Here is a 17365-nt window from a genome sequence, read left to right as displayed (position 1 = left end):
GCCTGGCAGACCGCACATCGGGAGCTCGTCGCCGTCATTGCACACGTCCGGCGCCCGCGAGCACACTGAGATGCGCCCGGGACGTCGAGACCCGGGGAAGGGCGGCCAACGATGGCCGAACTGGACAGCGGGACCGTCAGCCAGGCGGAGCACGATCGCCTGCGCCGCGCCTACGACGACGCCACCGACCAGTTCGCGGCCGCGAACGCGGTCCTGTCGGCGCTGGGGTCCGCCGCCGATCCCGACGCCGTGCTCGACACCATCGTCGAGACGGCGCGGCGGCTGTGCCGGGCCCAGACGGTGCTGGTCTACCTCATCGACGGCGACCGGTTCACGCTCGCGTCGTCGGTCGGCCTGACCGCCGAGCTGCGGAGCTACTGGCGCGAGCACCCCATCAGGGTGGACGGCGACACGATCGTGGGCCGCGCGGCCACCCGCCGGGCGGTCCAGCAGATCTCCGACGTCCTCGTCGACCCCGCCTACCGCCGGCGCGACCTTCAGGAGATGGTCGGGTTCCGCACCGTGGTCGCTGCCCCGATGGTGCTGGACGACGAGGTGGTTGGCGCTCTGTCGCTGCTGCGGAGCGAGGTGGACCCGTTCGACCCGGGCGAGGTCGCCCTCCTCGAGGCGTTCGCGGCGCAGGCTGCGATCGTCGTGCGGCACGTGGACCTGCTCGCGGCGCTCGATGCGCGCGGAGCCGAGCTCGCCCGGCGGGTGGACCAGCTCGAGGCGCTGAGTGCGGTCGGCGGGATCGTGAGCTCGAGCCTCGTCCTGGACGAGGTCCTGGCCACGATCATCAAGAACGCCGTCCGCTTCTCGGGCTGCGACGGCGGCTCGATGATGGAGTACCTCGAGGAGGACCAGGTCTTCTCGGTCCGCAGCGCGTACGCCAGCAGCCCCGAGCTCCTGGCCGCGCTGCGCTCCGTGCGGATCGAGCTGCGCGGCACGCTCGTCGGACGGGCCGCGCTCGAGCGGCACCCGGTGGCGGTCCCCGACCTGGACGAGGTCGACCTCGATCCTCACCTGGCGGTCCTGCACGCCGACGGCTGGCGCTCCGTCCTCGCGGTGCCCGTGCTGCGCGGCGAGCGGATCGTCGGGGCCCTCGTCGTGCGCCGTCGCTCCGTCGGGCCGTTCGCACAGGAGACGGTCGACTTCCTGGAGACGTTCGCCAGCCAGTCGGCGCTCGCGGTGACCAACGCGCGGCTGTTCCGCGAGCTCGAGGTCAAGACGGCCGAGCTGGAGGTCGTGAGCCAGCACAAGTCGGAGTTCCTGGCGAGCATGTCCCACGAGCTCCGGACGCCCTTGAACGCCGTCATCGGGTTCTCCGAGGTCCTCCTCGAGAGGCTCTTCGGCGATATCAACGAGCGCCAGGAGGAGTACCTGCGGGACATCCTGAGCTCGGGGCAGCACCTGCTCGAGCTGCTCAACGAGATCCTCGACCTGTCCAAGGTCGAGGCCGGCCGCATGGAGCTCGAGCCGTCCACCTTCTCTGTGCCGGCCGCGATCGAGTACGGCATCGCGACGGTGCGGGGACGCGCCAACGACCACGACATCGCGCTCGCGCTCTCGCTCGACCCGACGGTCGATCTCGTTGAGTCCGACGAGCTGAAGTTCAAGCAGGTCGTGGTGAACCTGCTGAGCAACGCGGTGAAGTTCACGCCCGACGGCGGCCATGTCGTCGTCGCTGCGCGGCACGTCGGGCCGGAGCTCGAGCTCACCGTCACGGACGACGGCCCGGGCATCGCGCCCGAGGAGCGCGAACGCATCTTCGAGGCGTTCCAACAGGGACGGCGTGGTGCTCCTCGGGAGGAGGGCACGGGGCTCGGCCTGACTCTGTGCCGACGGCTCGTCGCCCTCCTGGGCGGCCGGATGTGGCTCGAGACGGAGGTCGGCGTCGGGAGCACGTTCGGCTTCGTGGTGCCCTCGGGCACCGCAGCGGGGACCGGCTCGACCGGGTCGAGCGACGACGCTCCCGTGGTGGTCCTCGTCGACGACGACCGCGCCTCCCTCGACCTGCTCGCCGCCTACCTCGACGAGTTCGGTGTGCGGGTCGTCCGGGCGCGCGACGGCAGGGCCGGGCTTCACGAGATCCGGTCGTTGCTGCCGGCGGCCGTCGTGCTGGACCTGCGCCTGCCGGGCATGGACGGCTGGCAGATCCTCGAGCGCCTGAAGGCCGACGAGGCGACGCGCGATATCCCCGTGGTGATCGCGTCCATCGTCGACGAGCGGCCACGCGGCATCGCCTCGGGTGCGGCCGAGTACCTCATCAAGCCCGTCGCCCGCGACGACCTGGTGCGCGCGCTGCGCCGTGCCGAGGCCCTTCCCGTCGACGCCAGTGCCACCGGGGGGATGCTGTGACGACATCGGGCCGCATCCTCGTGGTCGAGGACAACGCGCTGAACCTCAAGCTCATCCGCGACGTGCTCCAGGTCCGCGGCTACGACGTCGTCGAGGCCAGGTCGGGCGAGGAGGGCGTCAGCCTGGCACACGTCTGCTGCCCCGACCTCGTCCTCATGGACCTCCAGCTCCCCGGCATCGACGGGGTCGAGGCGATGCACCGGTTGCGTCGGGATCCGGTGGTCGCCGACGTGCCCGTGGTCGCCGTGACCGCCTTCGCGATGCAGGAGGACCGTGACCGCGCGCTGGCCGACGGTTTCGACGGGTACCTGTCCAAGCCGATCAGCGTCCGGGCCCTGCCGTCCGAGGTCGATGCGTTCATGGTGATCGGGCACGCCCATGCCTGAGGAGGTGACGATCCTCGCCGTCGACGACCTGCCGCAGAACCTGCGTCTGCTGCAGGCGGTCCTCGAGCCGCGCGGATACCGGCTCCTGCTCGCCGGGTCGGGCGAGGAGGCGCTGGATCTCCTGCACGATCCCGGTCACGACGATGTCGACCTGATCCTGCTCGACATCGTCATGGCCGGGATCGACGGGTACGAGGTCTGCCGACGGGTCCGCGCGGACCCGACCACCGCCTACCTCCCGGTGGTGATGATCACGGCGAGCGGGGACCAGGAGAAGCTGCGCGCCATCGAGGCCGGGGCCGACGACTTCGTCACGAAGCCCTTCCACCAGGACGAGCTGGTCGCCCGGGTCGCGTCGCTGGCCCGCGTGAAGCGGTACCAGGACACGATCGCCCGGCAGGCGGCCGAGCTGGCGGGCTGGAACGCCGAGCTGGAGGAGCGCGTCCGCACCCAGGTCGACGAGCTGCAGCGCCTGCACCGGCTCCGACGCTTCCTCCCGCCGCAGCTCGCCGACCTGGTGATCGACTCCGGTGACGAGTCGCTGCTGGACAGTCACCGCCGGGAGATCGTCGTGGTGTTCTGCGACCTGCGCGGCTTCACCCCCTTCGCGGAGCAGTCCGAGCCGGAGGAGGTGATGACGGTGCTCCGCGAGTACCACCGGGCGCTGGGCGAGCTCATCGACAAGTACGAGGGGACGCTCGAACGGTTCACCGGCGACGGTCTGATGGTCTTCTTCAACGACCCCGTGACGTGCGACGACCCCGCGTGGCGGGCGGTGGCGATGGCGATGGCGATGCAGGACCGGGTGGCGGCACTGGCCGTCGGCTGGTCCCGCCGGGGCCACGAGCTCGGCTTCGGCATCGGCGTCGCGCAGGGCTATGCCACGCTCGGCCGGATCGGGTTCGAGGGCCGGTCCGACTACGCCGCCATCGGCAGCGTGACCAACCTCGCGGCGCGGCTGTGCGCCGAGGCGACGGCCGGGCAGGTCCTCGTGAGCCAGCGCGTCTTCTCCGCCGTGGAGGACCGCGTCGGCGGCCGACCCATGGGTGAGCTCGACCTGCGGGGCTTCAGCAGACCCGTGGGCACGTTCGCCGTCGAGAGGGCTGAGGTGAGGCAGCCGTGACCACGCTGGACGACCTCGACGAGGCCGAGCGCCAGGAGCGGTTCGCGATGCTCCAGCAGCGGATGAGATCGGTCTGGGACGTCATGCGGCAGCACCACGAGGACGAGTCCGTCGTGGTCATCCCGTCCGTGGGGGTCGACGCGAAGACCAGCGCCGGTCTGGTCCAGGCGTACGAGGAACGCTTCCTGTTCCTGCTCCTCCTGCTCCGCCAGCCGTTCCTGCGGATGACCTACGTGACCTCGACACCGATCAAGGACAGCATCATCGAGTACTACCTGGCCCTGCTGCCGGGCGTCATCCCCAGCCACGCCCGCGCGCGCCTCACGCTCGTGTCCGTCGACGACGCCACGCTGCGCCCGCTCAACGAGAAGGTCCTCGAGCGGCCGCGGCTGCTGGCGAGCATCGCGGCGGGGATCCCCAACCGCGCGCGGTGCCACCTCATCGCCTACAGCACCACCGAGCGGGAACGCGACCTGGCGCTGCACCTCGGCATCCCGATGTACGGCTCGGACCCGCGCCTGGCCGACCTCGGCAGCAAGACGGGCTGCCGAGGCCTCTTCGCCGCGGAGGGCGTCCTGCACCCCGCCGGCGCCGAGGGCCTGCGCACGCGCGACCACGTCGTCGATGCCGTGCTGGCGATGCTCACCGAACGCCCCGGCACCGCTTCGGTGATCGTGAAGCTGAACGACGGGGTCTCCGGCAACGGCAACGCGGTCGTCGACCTGCGGGACCTCCCGGGCACGGACCTGCGCGCCGAGGTGGCGGACCGTGTGGCGGCGCTCGAGCTGGAGTCGGCGACGTTGAGCCGCGACGACTACTGGGACCGGTTCGCCAGCGGCGGCGGCGTGGTCGAGGAACGGGTCACCGGCACCGAGCTGCGCAGCCCCAGCGTCCAGCTCCGCGTCCTGCCCGACGGCACGGTCGAGCTGCTCTCCACCCACGACCAGCTGCTGGGCGGACCCAGCGGCCAGCGCTACCTGGGGTGCACCTTCCCTGCGGACCCGGCGTACAGCCGGCTGATCAGCGAGCCGGCGGAGGTCATCGGCCGCCGCCTGGCACGGGAGGGGGTCCTCGGCCGGTTCGCCGTCGACTTCGTCGTGGTCCGCGACGAGTCCGGCGCCTGGACGGCGCACGCCATCGAGCTGAACCTGCGCAAGGGCGGGACCACGCACCCGTTCCTCACGCTGCAGTTCCTCACCGACGGCCACTACGACGGACCCTCGGGTCGGTACCTCACCTCCACCGGCGACGAGAAGCACCTCGTCGCCACCGACCACCTCGAGGCGCCGGAGCTGCGTGCGCTGCGCGTGGTCGACCTCTTCGACGTCGTCGCGAGGCACGGTCTGCACTTCGACCAGTCACGGCAGACCGGCGTGGTGTTCCACATGATCAGCTGCCTGACGGAGCTGGGCCGCGTGGGCCTGACCGCCGTCGGTGACACGCCCGAGCAGGCGATGGACCTGTACCGGCGTGCCGAGGATGTTCTCCTGGCGGAGGCCGTGGCGGCCGGGCGCTCGCGGGTGCTGCCGGGATGACGACGGACGCCGTCGACCGCGTCTGGTACGTCGCGTACGGGTCGAACCTGAGCGCCGACCGGTTCGGCTTCTACCTGCGCGGCGGCCGGCCGCCCGGGAGCCTGCGCGACTACCCCGGGTGCCGTGACGGGACGGAGCCCGCGCGCACGGTCCCGCTCATCGTGCGCGGGAGCCTGTCCTTCACGGGGGCGTCGAAGGCCTGGGGTGGGGGCACGGCGGTCTTCGACCCCGACGGGACCGGCCGGGTCGCCGCGGCCGCCTACCTGCTGAGCTCCGGGCAGCTGGCGGACGTCCTGGCCCAGGAGATGCGCCGCGACCCCGGCGAGGACCTGGATCTGCAGACCCTCTGGCGCGACGGCCGTCACCGCTACGGGCCTGGGCGCTACGAGACGATCGTGCACCTGGGCGCCCGCGACGGGATCCCGTTGGTGACCCTGACGTCCGAGCCGTTCGACGACGCACCGTTGGCCGCCCCGAGCGACGCCTACCTGCGGACGATGGACGTCGGCCTGCGCGAGACGCACGGCTGGGCTCCGGCCGAGGTCCGCGCGTACCTGGGCGCCATCCCAGGCATGAGCGAGGCGTACTCGTCGTCCTGATGGATTGCGCTTACCAAGTCTGGTGTGCCACGGTGGGGAACCGGTTTCTCACGCGATTCCTCACCCATCCATCTGCTCGAGACAAGGCCGTCTCATGCGAGCTCGTCGCACCCTCATCGCCACCCTGGTCGCCGGAGCGCTCCTCCTCCCGGCGACGACCGCCCACGCCGCTCCCCCGCCGACACCGGTCGACCTGGGCACCGCCGTGCTGCCGCCMGGCGACGGCTGGGCCTCCTACGAGGGACCCACCGTCCCGGACGGCAAGCCGACCGTCGCGACCGGCACCACCGGCGGCGCGGCCGCGGACCCTGAGCAGGTCTACGTCGTCGACACGTGGCAGGAGCTGCGCGACGCCCTCGCCGGCAAGCCGGGGGGCGGCCAGACCGACGCGCGGACCAGCACGGTCCCCCGCATCGTCTACGTGGCGGGGACCATCACCGCGTTCGACCCCGCCGTCAGCTGCGACGACTACGCCGGCCAGGTCACCGTCTCGGACTCCGGCCTGCCGTTCCGGATGGCCGACTACATCGCCTACTACGACCCCACCGGTCCGTGGGGCAAGGCCAAGCCGAGCGGGCCGCTGGAGAACGCCCGCGTCGCCGCCGCGGCGATCCAGGCCGCCCAGACGCTGCAGCACGTCGGCTCCAACGTCACCCTCGTCGGCGTCGGCCAGGACGCGCGGATCGTCGGCGCGAGCCTGCGCATCCGCGACGCCCACAACGTGATCGTCCGCAACCTCACCATCTCCGACGCCTACGACTGCTTCCCGGTCTGGGACCCGACCGACACGGCCGTCGGCAACTGGAACTCGGCGTACGACAACGTCTCCGTGTGGACCGCGACGAGCGTCTGGGTGGACCACAACACGTTCGACGACGGGGCGCACCCGCACGAGGCGCTGCCGACCATCTACGGCCGGCCGTTCGAGGTGCACGACGGCCTGCTCGACATCACGCACGGCTCCGACCTCGTGACCGTGTCGTACAACGAGCTCGACCAGCACGACAAGACCGAGCTCATCGGCTCCTCCGACTCCCGACCGCAGGACCGCGGCCAGCACCGGGTGACCATCCACCACAACCACTGGATCGACATCGGCCAGCGCGCCCCGCGCGTGCGGTTCGGGGACGTGCACGTCTACGACAACCTCTACACGCAGACGACCGAGGCGCTGTTCCAGTACTACTGGGGCGCCGGGATCGAGTCCAGCATCTACGCGGAGAACAACGCCTTCGAGCTCGCGCCGGGCGTCGACCCCGGCCGGATCATCACGCGGTGGTCGGGCACGCAGCTCTACGAGACCGGCTCGACGGTGAACGGACAGCCCACCGACCTGCTCGCCGCGTTCAACGCCACGGCGCCGGTCCCGCTCGCGCCGACGGCCCGGTGGAACCCCGCCGACGTCTACGACTACGTGCTCGACCCGGTGCAGGACGTGCCCGCCATCGTGCGCGCCCAGGCCGGTGCCGGGGTGCTGGAATCCGGCACGCCGGTGGCCACCGGCACGCCCGGCACGGCGGTGGTCAGCGACGACAACGGCCGGGACACCGGTCTGCGCGACGGCTCCTACACGGTGACCGCCAACCTCTGGTGGGGCCAGAACGCCACCGTCGCGCGCCTCTACGAGAACGGCGCGCTCGTCGGCGCGCAGTGGCTCACCGGCACGACGCCCCACGCCCAGACGGTGGCGTTCCCCGTCACCGGCAAGGTCGACGGCACCTACTCCTACGTCGTCGAGCTGCTCAACCCGTACGGCACCAGCAGCTCGGCGCCGCACACCGTGCGCGTCACCGACGCGGCCCCGGGCAAGGCGGTCGTCGGAGACGACAACCGCGACGGCGACGGGTCCTTCACCGTCACGACGACGCTCTGGTGGGGCACCAACGCGACCCACTACGCGCTGTACCGCGACGGTGTGCTGGTCGACGAGCACGATCTCGTGGCCGCCACCCCGAACCGCCAGTCGACCGCCACCACCGTGATCGGCCTGGCGCCCGGGACCTACCGTTTCGTGGCGGTGCTGAGCAATTCAGCGGGCAGCACGACGACCGCCGAGCGGGTGGTCACCGTGCGCCGCTGACCGCCTGTGTGCGGGCTGGGCACCAGTTGTGGAGGGCCGCCGGTCCACTGCACACAACGTCCACGGGACCCCCGCGCAAGTCTCTGACGTGCAGGGACACCGGTGCCTAGCGTGGCGCTCATGACCGACTCCGGTGCACCGACGCCCCCGCCCCCGCCCGCTCTCCCCGGCCCGCCGCCCTCCTGGACGGCGGGCCGGGCTGTTCCCGTCGCGCGCGAGCCTGGCCGGCTCGCCCGCGTCCTGGTGCCCTTCTGGGCGGAGCGTCGACGACCGGTCGCCACCCGGACGCTCGTGGTGTGCGGCACCGTCGGGGCACTGGGCGGGGCGCTGCTCGTCGGGCACCGGCCGGGCCTCGGGGTCGCGCTGGTCGGCCTCACCCTGTGGGCGGCGGCCGCTCCCGACCTGATCCGGCGACGGTCGGTGAACGACCTCGCCACCGCGGTCCTGTCGATCGCCCTGGTCGCCGTCGTCGCGGTCCGGGACGCGGGGTGGGTCGTCGTCCTCTGCGCGCTGGCGGCGGCGTGGGCGGGAGTCGTGGCCGTCACGTCCTCGAGGTCGGCGCCGGCCGCGGTGCTCGCGCCGCTGAGCTGGGCTGCGGGCGCGGTGCGGGCGCTCCCCTGGGTGGCCAAGGGCATCGAGACGCGGCTCGGGTCGCGCCGCGGCCAGCTGCTGGTCGCTCTGCGCAGCGTGGCGATCACCGTCGTTCTGCTGCTCGTGTTCGGCCTGCTGTTCGCCAGCGCCGACCGCGTCTTCGCCAGCCTCCTGCCGCGCGCGCAGGGCGACCTGATCCCCGGTCAGGTCGTCGTCGGCGCGCTGATCGCTCTCGTCGCGGCGAGCCTGGCGCACCTCGCCCTGGCGCCGCCCAGCTGGGCCGACGTGCGGCTCGCCCCGGGCAGGCCCGCGCGCCGCGGCGAGTGGCTGCTGCCGGTRGTCGCCCTCGACGCGATGGTGCTGCTGTTCGTGATGGTGCAGGTCGGCGCGCTGCTCGGCGGGCACCGGCACGTCCTGGAGTCCGTCGGCCTGACCTACGCGCAGTACGCCCGGCAGGGGTTCTGGCAGCTGCTCGTCGTCACCGCGCTGACACTCGTGGTCGTCGCCGTGGCCGCGCGTCGCGCGCCCCGCGATACCGCGACCGACCGACTCCTCACCCGTGTGGCGCTGGGTGTGCTGTGCGTCGGCACGCTGGGCGTGGTCGCGTCCGCGCTGCGCCGCATGGACCTGTACGTCGAGACGTTCGGGCTCACGCGCCTGCGGGTGTTCGTCACCGTGGTCGAGGTCGCGCTCGCCGCCGTCCTGATCCTGCTGCTGGTCGCGGGGATCCGCTGGCGCGGCCGGTGGCTGCCCCGCGCCGTCGTCCAGGTCGCCGCGGTCGCGATGCTCGGCCTCGCGCTGGTCAACCCGGACGCGCAGATCGTCCGGCACAACACGACGGCCGACCTGGCGGCGGACCTGGACGTCGGCTACCTGGTCGGGCTCTCCGCCGACGCCGTGCCCGCGTTCGCGCAGATCGAGGACGATCCGTTCCTGCGCTCGTGCCTGCTGGCGTCCGCCGACGTCACCCCCGCCACCGGCCTGGCCGACTGGAACGTCAGCCGGGAGCGCGCAGCGCAGCTGCTCGCCCAGGACGCCGGCTCCGGCTCGTCATGCGCCGAGCGCTAGACGATGACCTCCTCCTCGTCCACGGCCGGCGCCGCGGCGCGTGGTCGTGCGGCGAGGGTGGCCAGTCCGAGGATGAGCAGGGCGATGACGAAGACGGTGACGACGTAGGCAGGAGTGAGAGTGTCGGCCAGGACCAGGGCCAGGGCGGCCAGGGCGATGACCACGACCCGGATCAGGGTGCGTTGCTGGTCCAGCCAGACACCCACCGGTCCGGTGCTGATGCCGTGCCGGTCCCCGGCGCCGCGCACCCACGCGGAGGCCTGGGAGGAGGACGCGCGCAGCTGGCGGGCCGCGGTGGTCCCGCCGGCGGCGAACGCGATGATCGCCAGCAGCAGCCCCAGGACCAGGCCGACGCGCAGCTGGACCCGCAGCAGGGAGATGACCTGGTCGTAGATCGCGACCGCGGTGTCCACCCGTTGCACCGTGGGCGGTAGGGAGTCGGCGTACAGGGACCGGCCGACGGCCAGGGCGGCACCCAGCAGCACCATCGCCCCAGCCAGGGACAACCCGGCGATGACCAGGGCCCGGGACCGGCGTTGCGCGGCCAGCACCCCCGCGGCCAGCAACCCCAGGGACAGGTAGGGCAGCCACGCACCCAGCACGTCGATCAGCCGGTAGGCGTTCTGCAGTCGCACCAGGTCCGCGCTGGACGCGATCGGGAACGTCACGCTGATCGTCGGGATCCGGGAGACCAGGGCGAACCCGGCCTGCTCCAGGGTCGTCTTGACCTGCTCGATGATCGGGGTGATGTCCAGGGTGAGGACCCCGGTGTCGCTGATCTTGGCCAACGCGTCCGGGTCCCCGCGCAGGGTCGCCACGATCTGCTCGTGCGCAGCCCGGTTCGCCTCAACCCAGATGGTGTCGAACGCGTCCGAGGTCACGATCTTGGTCACGTTCTTGTGCACCACGTTGGTGATCGCGTCCTGCAACGGCTGCTGCAACGACTGCACCGCACCGGCCACGATCGGGGGCAGGTCCAGACCCGCGACCGCGTCCGTGGCCTGCGTGGTCAGCTCCTTGACGTTCAACGCGTCCACCACCGCGGTCGTGACCCGGTTGGACACCGCAGACTGCACCAACGGGTCCGACGCGATCGGCGCAACCGTCTCCACGTACCGGTCGGTGTCCACCACCAGACCCCGCGCCCACGACCCCACCACCGCCACCGGCGCCAACAACGCACCGATCAGGATCAACACCACCGCGGCCGCCGAACGCCCCACCTTGCGCCGCCGACGCGGGGGCGCCACGACGACGGGAGCCTGGGTGGTCTCCGCCCGCAGCCGCGCGTTCTCGGTCTCCAGCAGCTGGAGGCGGGCGAGCAGCACGGCCGTGTCCTCGGCCGGCGACGACGGCGGGACCACGACGTCGACGTGCTCGGGGATCTCCTGGGTGACGTTCTGTGGCGCGGCGACACTCGAGGTGTCGAGCGGCAGCGTGTCGTTCTCCGACGCCCCCGGGGTCTCGGTGTCCGGCGCCACGTCGTCGGGCGTCACGCTCTCCGGCGGAACCGCGTCGGGCGTGGTCGTCGACTCGGCGGCGTCTGGCGTGACCGCATCGGGCGTGACGCTCTCCGGCTCGCCGGCGTCAGACGTGACCGCCGCGGGGGTGACGCTCTCCGGCTCGCCGGCGTCGGGCGTGACGTTCGGCGACCCCCCGTTTTCGGGGGTCTGCGCCGCGTCGTCGTCGACGGGCGGGTCAACGGTCCCCCCCGGCTCCGGAGCCGGCGGCTCGGCGGCGGAGCCCCGCGGCTTGCGGGACGACGGATTGTTCTCGACCACGGAATCCCCCGGATATGTCCGACATGTACTGCGACGTGTCGAGCATGTCAGTTCCGCTGCTCAGAGCGCGACAGGCGCCGCTGCGTGGCTTTTCGTCCGGGTTCCCGTCCGGTCCGCGCGGAGCCGTGGACGGGCCCCGCGCGACCGATACGGTGCGACTCGAGACGAACGCCGCACGCGAGCCCGCTCGCCCACCCGTCGGGGGGAACGATGCCGAAACGACGCGAGACCGGACCGGTCATCCTGGCCGCGACGGACCCCCGCAAGCCCCCCGCGTGGCTCCCGCGGGCACTCGTCATGGCGACCGTCGCCGTCTTCCTCGGCGTGTTCGCGTGGAAGGCCCTGGCCCAGCTGGGCAACGTCATCTTCATCGTCGTCATCTCCTGGTTCCTGTCGCTGGCGATGGAGCCCCTGATCCGCTGGCTGGTCGCACGGGGTCTGCGCCGCACGCGGGCCACGGGCGTGGTCATGGCCGTGTCGCTGGTCGCGATCGTCGTCGTGATCGCGCTCTTCGGCGGGCTCTTCATCACGCAGCTGCTCGAGCTCGTGCAGTCTCTGCCGGAGTACTACGCGCAGTTCGCCGACTGGGTGGCGACGAACTTCGCCGTCGACATGCCGGAGGCGGACGAGCTCCTGATCAACCTGAGCGCGCACTGGCAGGAGCTCGCGCCGGGCCTCATCGGCCTCGGCTCGTCCGTCCTCGGCGGCCTGTTCACCACGAGCTCCGTGCTGCTCGTCGTCTACTACATGGCGAGCGCCGGTCCGCGGCTGCGGGCAGCCATCTGCCGCCTGCTGGCGCCGGCCCGGCAGCGGGAGGTGCTGCGGCTCTGGGAGGTCTCGCAGGAGAAGGTCGCGGACTTCATCAACTCGCGGATCGTGCTTGCCGCGCTGTCCACGGCCTTCACGTTCGTCTTCCTGACCCTCCTCGACATCCCGTACGCGCTGCCGCTCGCCGCGTTCACCGGGATCGTCTCGCAGTTCGTGCCCACCATCGGCACCTACATCGGCGGCGCGCTCCCCGTCGCCGTGGCGCTGGCCGTGGACCCCGTCAAGGGCCTGCTCACGCTGGCGTTCATCATCGGGTACCAGCAGCTGGAGAACCTGATCTTCTCCCCCAAGGTCTCGGCGCGCTCGCTCGAGATCAACCCCGCCGTCTCGTTCCTCGCCGTCATCGGGTTCGGCGCCGTGTTCGGTCCCATCGGGGCGTTCCTCGCCCTCCCGGTCGTCGCGACGATCCAGGCCGTCTCCTCGACGTACGTGCGCCGGCACGACCTCGTCGACGACGAGCTCCTGCAGGAGGACGAGCAGGCGCTGCGGCGCCAGCGCGGATGGGTCGACGTCCCGGAGGACGAGCCGACGGATCCCGAGCTCGCCGGCCGCCCGACCGATCAGCCGTAGAAGACGCGCTCCACCACGGCGCGGGCGCGACGAGCCGTGCGCAGGTAGTCCTGCTCCAGCTCGCCGCCGGAACCGGCCGGATAGCCGACCACTCGCGCCAGGCCCGCCAGCGCCTGCCGGTCGTGCGGCAGCACGTCGGCGTGCGCACCGCCGCGACCGCTCCACAGCACGTTGGCGTCCCGCAGCCGGCTGGCCAGCAGCCACGCCTCGCTCAGCACCCGGGCGTCGTCGGCGTCCAGCAGCCCGGCTGATGCCGCGGCGTCGAGCGCCCCCAGGGTCGCCGTCGTGCGCAGCGCAGGGACGGCGTGGGCGTGCTGCAGCTGCAGCAGCTGGGCGGTCCACTCCACGTCGGAGATGCCCCCGCGTCCGAGCTTCAGGTGCCGGGCGGACTCGACGCCGCGCGGGAGCCGCTCCGACTCGACGCGCGCCTTGATCCGGCGCACCTCTCGCTCGGCCGCGGGGTCGATGCCGCCGGCCGGGTAGCGCAGCGGGTCGACGAGGCGGACGAACCGCTCCCCCAGCTCGCCGTCGCCGGCGACCGGTCGGGCCCGGAGCAGCGCCTGGCTCTCCCAGGTGGACGACCAGCGCCCGTAGTACTCGGCGTAGGAGTCGAAGGACCGCACCAGGGGCCCGTTGCGGCCCTCCGGGCGCAGGTCGGCGTCGACCTCGAGGGTCGGCTCGGGGCCGACGGTCCCGAGCAGGGAGCGGAGCTTCGTCGTCACCTGGAGCGCGAACTCCTGGGCGACGACGGCGTTCTCGCCCTCGACGGGGTCGTGCACGAACAGGACGTCGGCGTCGGACGAGTACCCCATCTCGCCCCCGCCCCACCGCCCCATCGCGACGACGAGCAGCCGCGTCGGGTTCTGCTCGAGCCCGCGCTCGACGCGGACCTCCCACTCGGCGACGCGGAGCGCGCCGATCAGCACGACGTCCGAGGCCGCGCTCAGGCTCCGCGACGCCCGTTCGCCGGTGACGACGCCGAGCACGTCGGCCGCGGCCGTGCGGGCCAGCTCGCGCCGGCGCAGCCCGCGCAGCGCGGTGACCGCGGGCACGGGCTCGTCGGACCGCGTGAGGATCGCGTCGGCCTCGGCCGTCAGCCGCTCGAAGGTCCGTGGCACCAGGTCCGCGTCGTCGGCCAGCCACGTGACCGACTCCGGCGACCTGGTCAGCGCGTCGGCGACGTAGCGCGACGTCGACAGCACGAGCGCCAGCCGACGAGCGGCCGTGCCCGAGTCGCGCAGCAGCTTGAGGTACCAGTGCGTCGTGCCCAGCTCGTCGGAGAGCCGACGGAACGCGAGCAGCCCGCCGTCGGGGTCGGCGCCGTCCGCGAACCAGCCGAGCATCACGGGCAGGAGCTGCCGCTGGATCGACGCGCGCCGGGAGACGCCCTCGGTCAGCGCGGCGATGTGCCGCATCGCGCCCGCCGGGTCGGTGTAGCCGATGGCGGCCAGGCGCGCCTTCGCCGCGTCCGGCGCGAGGCTGGCCTCCTCGGTGGACAGCTGCGCCGTGGCCGGCAGGAGCGGCCGGTAGAACAGCTCCTCGTGCAGCCCTCGGACCTCGCGCCGCGCCGCCCGCCACCGCTCGTTCAGTCCCGCCGCGCCCTCGGCGCGCATGCCGATCGAGCGGGCGAGCCGCCGCAGGTCCGGCTCCGAGGTGGGCATGAGGTGCGTGCGGCGGAGGCGGTACAGCTGGATCCGGTGCTCGAGCACGCGCAGCAGGCGGTAGCAGACGGCCAGCTGGGCGGCGTGCGACCGCCCGACGTAGCCGCCGGCAGCCAGGGCGGCGAGCGCGGTCAGGGTGCTGGGGCTGCGGATCGACTCGTCGGCCCGGCCGTGCACCAGCTGCAGCAGCTGGACCGTGAACTCGACGTCGCGCAGACCGCCGACGCCGAGCTTGAGCTGCCGGTCGGCCTCGGCGGCCGGCACGTGCCCCTCGACCCGTCGGCGCATGGTCTGCGAGTCCTCGACGAAGTGCTCGCGCGTCACCGCGCTCCACACGAACGGCTGCGTCATCTCCACGTACTCGCGCCCGAGCGCCTGGTCGCCGGCCAGCGGCCGAGCCTTGAGCAGCGCCTGGAACTCCCATGTCTTGGCCCACCGCTCGTAGTACGCCTTGTGGCTGGCGAGCGTGCGCACGAGGGGGCCGTCCTTGCCCTCCGGGCGCAGCGCGGCGTCGACCGGCCACAGCGCGGGCTCGGCCGACGGGGTCGAGCACGCGCGTGCCAGACCGGCGGCCAACCGGGAGGCCGCGGCGAGCGCCTCGGCCTCGTCGACCCCGTCCACGGGTTCGGCGACGTAGATGACGTCGACGTCGCTCACGTAGTTCAGCTCGCGTCCGCCGCCCTTGCCCATCCCGATGACCGCGAGGCGGACGCCGAGCCCATGATCGTCCAGGTCGGCGCGGGCCAGGGCGAGGGCCGCCTCGAGGGCCGCCCCCGCGAGGTCGGCCAGCGCCGCCGCGACGCCCGGCAGGCGGCTCAGGGGGTCCGTGCTGGTGAGGTCGGTCGCGGCGATCCGCAGCAGGCGGCTGCGGTAGGCCAGACGCATCGCGTCGGTGCCGGGCGACCCGACGACCGTCGCCACGGGAACGTCTGCGTCGGCGTCCGCCCCGACCGCGGCGAGCAGCTCGGCCCGCACCGAGGCGACCGGCACACCGGTGCCGGGCGTCTGGTCGAGGATCACGCGGAGGTTGTCCGGGTGCGCCACCAGGGTGTCGCCGAGCGCGACGGACGCACCCACCACCGCCAGCAGCCTCGCCCGCGCGGGACCGTCCTCGGCGAGGATGCCGCGCAGGATGCCGAGGAGCTCCGGGTCCCCGCCGACGGCGCCGGCAAGCTTCGCCAGCGCGAGCAGCGCCTGGTCCGGGTCGGCGACGTCGGCGAGCGGCGTGATCAGCACCTCGGCGGGCTCGTCGACGACGCGCAGGAGCGCCGCGTCCGACAGCAGCCGCTCCGCACGCGCCGCGTCGGCCACCCCGACCCGCGTGAGCCGTGCGGCCAGCGACGCCCCGCGTCCGGCCGTGCGGCCGCCCTCCGGGACGCTCACAGGACCGGGAGGAACCGCCGCAGCTCGTACGGCGTGACCTGCGAGCGGTACTCCTCCCACTCCTGGCGCTTGTTGCGCAGGAAGTAGTCGAACACGTGCTCGCCCAGCGTCTCCGCGACGAGCTCCGAGCGCTCCATGATCGAGATCGCGGCGTCCAGCGACTGCGGCAGCGGCTCGATGCCGAGCGCGCGGCGCTCGGCGTCGGTGAGCTCCCAGACGTCGTCCTCGGCGCCCTCGGGCAGCTCGTAGCCCTCCTCGACGCCCTTGAGGCCGGCCGTGAGCAGCAGCGCGAAGGCGAGGTACGGGTTGGTGGCGGAGTCGATCGCGCGGTACTCGATGCGGCTCGAGTTGCCCTTGCCGGGCTTGTACATCGGCACGCGCACCAGCGCCGACCGGTTGTTGTGACCCCAGCACACGTAGCTCGGCGCCTCGGCGCCGCCCCACAGCCGCTTGTAGGAGTTCACGAACTGGTTGGTCACCGCGGTGATCTCTGGGGCGTGCTTGAGCAGGCCCGCGATGAACGAGCGGGCGGTCTTCGACAGCTCCAGGTGACCGCCGGCCTCGTGGAACGCGTTGCGGTCGCCCTGGAATAGCGACAGGTGCGTGTGCATGCCGGATCCGGGCTGGTCGGCCAGGGGCTTCGGCATGAAGGAGGCGAAGACGCCCTGCTCGAGCGCGACCTCCTTGACCACGGTGCGGAACGTCATGATGTTGTCCGCGGTGGTCAGGGCGTCGGCGTACCGCAGGTCGATCTCGTTCTGGCCAGGCCCGGCCTCGTGGTGGGAGAACTCGACCGAGATGCCCATCGACTCGAGCATGGTGATGGCGGCGCGCCGGAAGTCGTGCGCCGTGCCGCGCGGGACGTGGTCGAAGTAGCCGCCCTGGTCGACCGGCACCAGCGGCAGCGTCGGGTCGGCGGGCGCGTCGAACAGGTAGAACTCGACCTCGGGGTGCGTGTAGAAGGTGAACCCCTGGTCGGCGGCCTTGGACAGCGCGCGCTTGAGCACGTTGCGCGAGTCGGCCAGCGACGGCTCGCCGTCGGGCGTCAGCAGGTCGCAGAACATGCGCGCCGTGCCGTGCCGCTCCCCGCGCCAGGGCAGCACCTGAAACGTCGAGGGGTCGGGCTTGGCGATCATGTCCGCCTCGTACACCCGGGTCAGGCCCTCGATGGCGCTGCCGTCGAAGCCGATCCCCTCGGAGAACGCAGCCTCCAGCTCCGCCGGGGCCACCGCCACCGACTTCAGGATCCCGAGCACGTCGGTGAACCAGAGACGGATGAAGCGGATGTCCCGCTCCTCGACCGTGCGGAGCACGAACTCCTGCTGCCTGTCCATGCGGTACATCCTGCCTGATGAACCGCCTCGCCGAGCGTCACTGTCCGAGGTGGGTCGGCACGGGTCCG

At 72.5% G+C, this 17365-nt stretch carries 11 protein-coding genes; 8 read left to right on the top strand and 3 right to left on the bottom strand.

Going from position 1 to position 17365, the window contains the following annotated elements:
- Window positions 1-111: 111 nt before the first annotated feature.
- The 7 genes from AC1DYZ_RS03430 (at window position 112) to AC1DYZ_RS03400 (ending at window position 9740) form a co-directional block, all read left to right on the top strand.
- Window positions 112-2358: a GAF domain-containing protein gene (locus AC1DYZ_RS03430; RefSeq protein ID WP_477063813.1), complete on the top strand. Its 2247-nt coding sequence runs from the start codon at window positions 112-114 to the stop codon at window positions 2356-2358.
- Entirely contained in the window at window positions 2355-2744 is a 390-nt protein-coding gene (locus tag AC1DYZ_RS03425; RefSeq protein WP_477063812.1) for a response regulator, read from the top strand. Before AC1DYZ_RS03430 ends, AC1DYZ_RS03425 begins: the two co-directional genes overlap by 4 nt.
- Window positions 2737-3867, top strand: coding sequence for an adenylate/guanylate cyclase domain-containing protein (locus AC1DYZ_RS03420; protein WP_477063811.1), 1131 nt, complete (start codon window positions 2737-2739; stop codon window positions 3865-3867). The genes AC1DYZ_RS03425 and AC1DYZ_RS03420 overlap by 8 nt, the downstream gene beginning before the upstream one ends.
- Window positions 3864-5402, top strand: a complete 1539-nt coding sequence (locus AC1DYZ_RS03415; protein WP_477063810.1) for a peptide ligase PGM1-related protein — start codon at window positions 3864-3866, stop codon at window positions 5400-5402. The genes AC1DYZ_RS03420 and AC1DYZ_RS03415 overlap by 4 nt, the downstream gene beginning before the upstream one ends.
- Complete coding sequence (locus AC1DYZ_RS03410; protein ID WP_477063809.1) at window positions 5399-6001, top strand: histone deacetylase; 603 nt, start codon at window positions 5399-5401, stop codon at window positions 5999-6001. Before AC1DYZ_RS03415 ends, AC1DYZ_RS03410 begins: the two co-directional genes overlap by 4 nt.
- Window positions 6002-6095: 94 nt before the next feature.
- The gene (locus AC1DYZ_RS03405) at window positions 6096-8081 is read left to right on the top strand and encodes a pectate lyase family protein (RefSeq protein ID WP_477063808.1); all 1986 of its coding nucleotides are present in this window, start codon (window positions 6096-6098) and stop codon (window positions 8079-8081) included.
- Between the two features lie 120 nt (window positions 8082-8201).
- On the top strand, window positions 8202-9740 hold the full coding sequence (locus AC1DYZ_RS03400; protein ID WP_477063807.1) for a DUF4153 domain-containing protein: 1539 nt from the start codon (window positions 8202-8204) through the stop codon (window positions 9738-9740).
- On the opposite strand, the gene AC1DYZ_RS03395 is transcribed toward AC1DYZ_RS03400, so the two are convergent.
- The gene (locus tag AC1DYZ_RS03395; protein ID WP_477063806.1) at window positions 9737-11521 is read right to left on the bottom strand and encodes a hypothetical protein; all 1785 of its coding nucleotides are present in this window, start codon (window positions 11519-11521) and stop codon (window positions 9737-9739) included. The two genes, AC1DYZ_RS03400 and AC1DYZ_RS03395, sit on opposite strands and share 4 nt — an antisense overlap.
- 210 nt (window positions 11522-11731) lie before the next feature.
- Between AC1DYZ_RS03395 and AC1DYZ_RS03390 the strand changes: the two genes are divergently transcribed.
- Window positions 11732-12919 (top strand): AI-2E family transporter, encoded by a 1188-nt coding sequence (locus tag AC1DYZ_RS03390; RefSeq protein WP_477063805.1) that lies wholly within the window; start codon window positions 11732-11734, stop codon window positions 12917-12919.
- On the opposite strand, the gene AC1DYZ_RS03385 is transcribed toward AC1DYZ_RS03390, so the two are convergent.
- Window positions 12910-15963 (bottom strand): bifunctional [glutamine synthetase] adenylyltransferase/[glutamine synthetase]-adenylyl-L-tyrosine phosphorylase, encoded by a 3054-nt coding sequence (locus tag AC1DYZ_RS03385; protein ID WP_477063804.1) that lies wholly within the window; start codon window positions 15961-15963, stop codon window positions 12910-12912. The two genes, AC1DYZ_RS03390 and AC1DYZ_RS03385, sit on opposite strands and share 10 nt — an antisense overlap.
- Window positions 15960-17297: a type I glutamate--ammonia ligase gene (gene glnA, locus AC1DYZ_RS03380; protein WP_477063803.1), complete on the bottom strand. Its 1338-nt coding sequence runs from the start codon at window positions 17295-17297 to the stop codon at window positions 15960-15962. Before glnA ends, AC1DYZ_RS03385 begins: the two co-directional genes overlap by 4 nt.
- Window positions 17298-17365 lie beyond the last annotated feature (68 nt).

It is taken from the genome of Cellulomonas sp. P1_C4 (assembly GCF_056406355.1).
The sequence above is the reverse complement of the archived record's forward strand: the minus strand, read 5'-3'. Positions and strand labels throughout refer to the sequence as shown.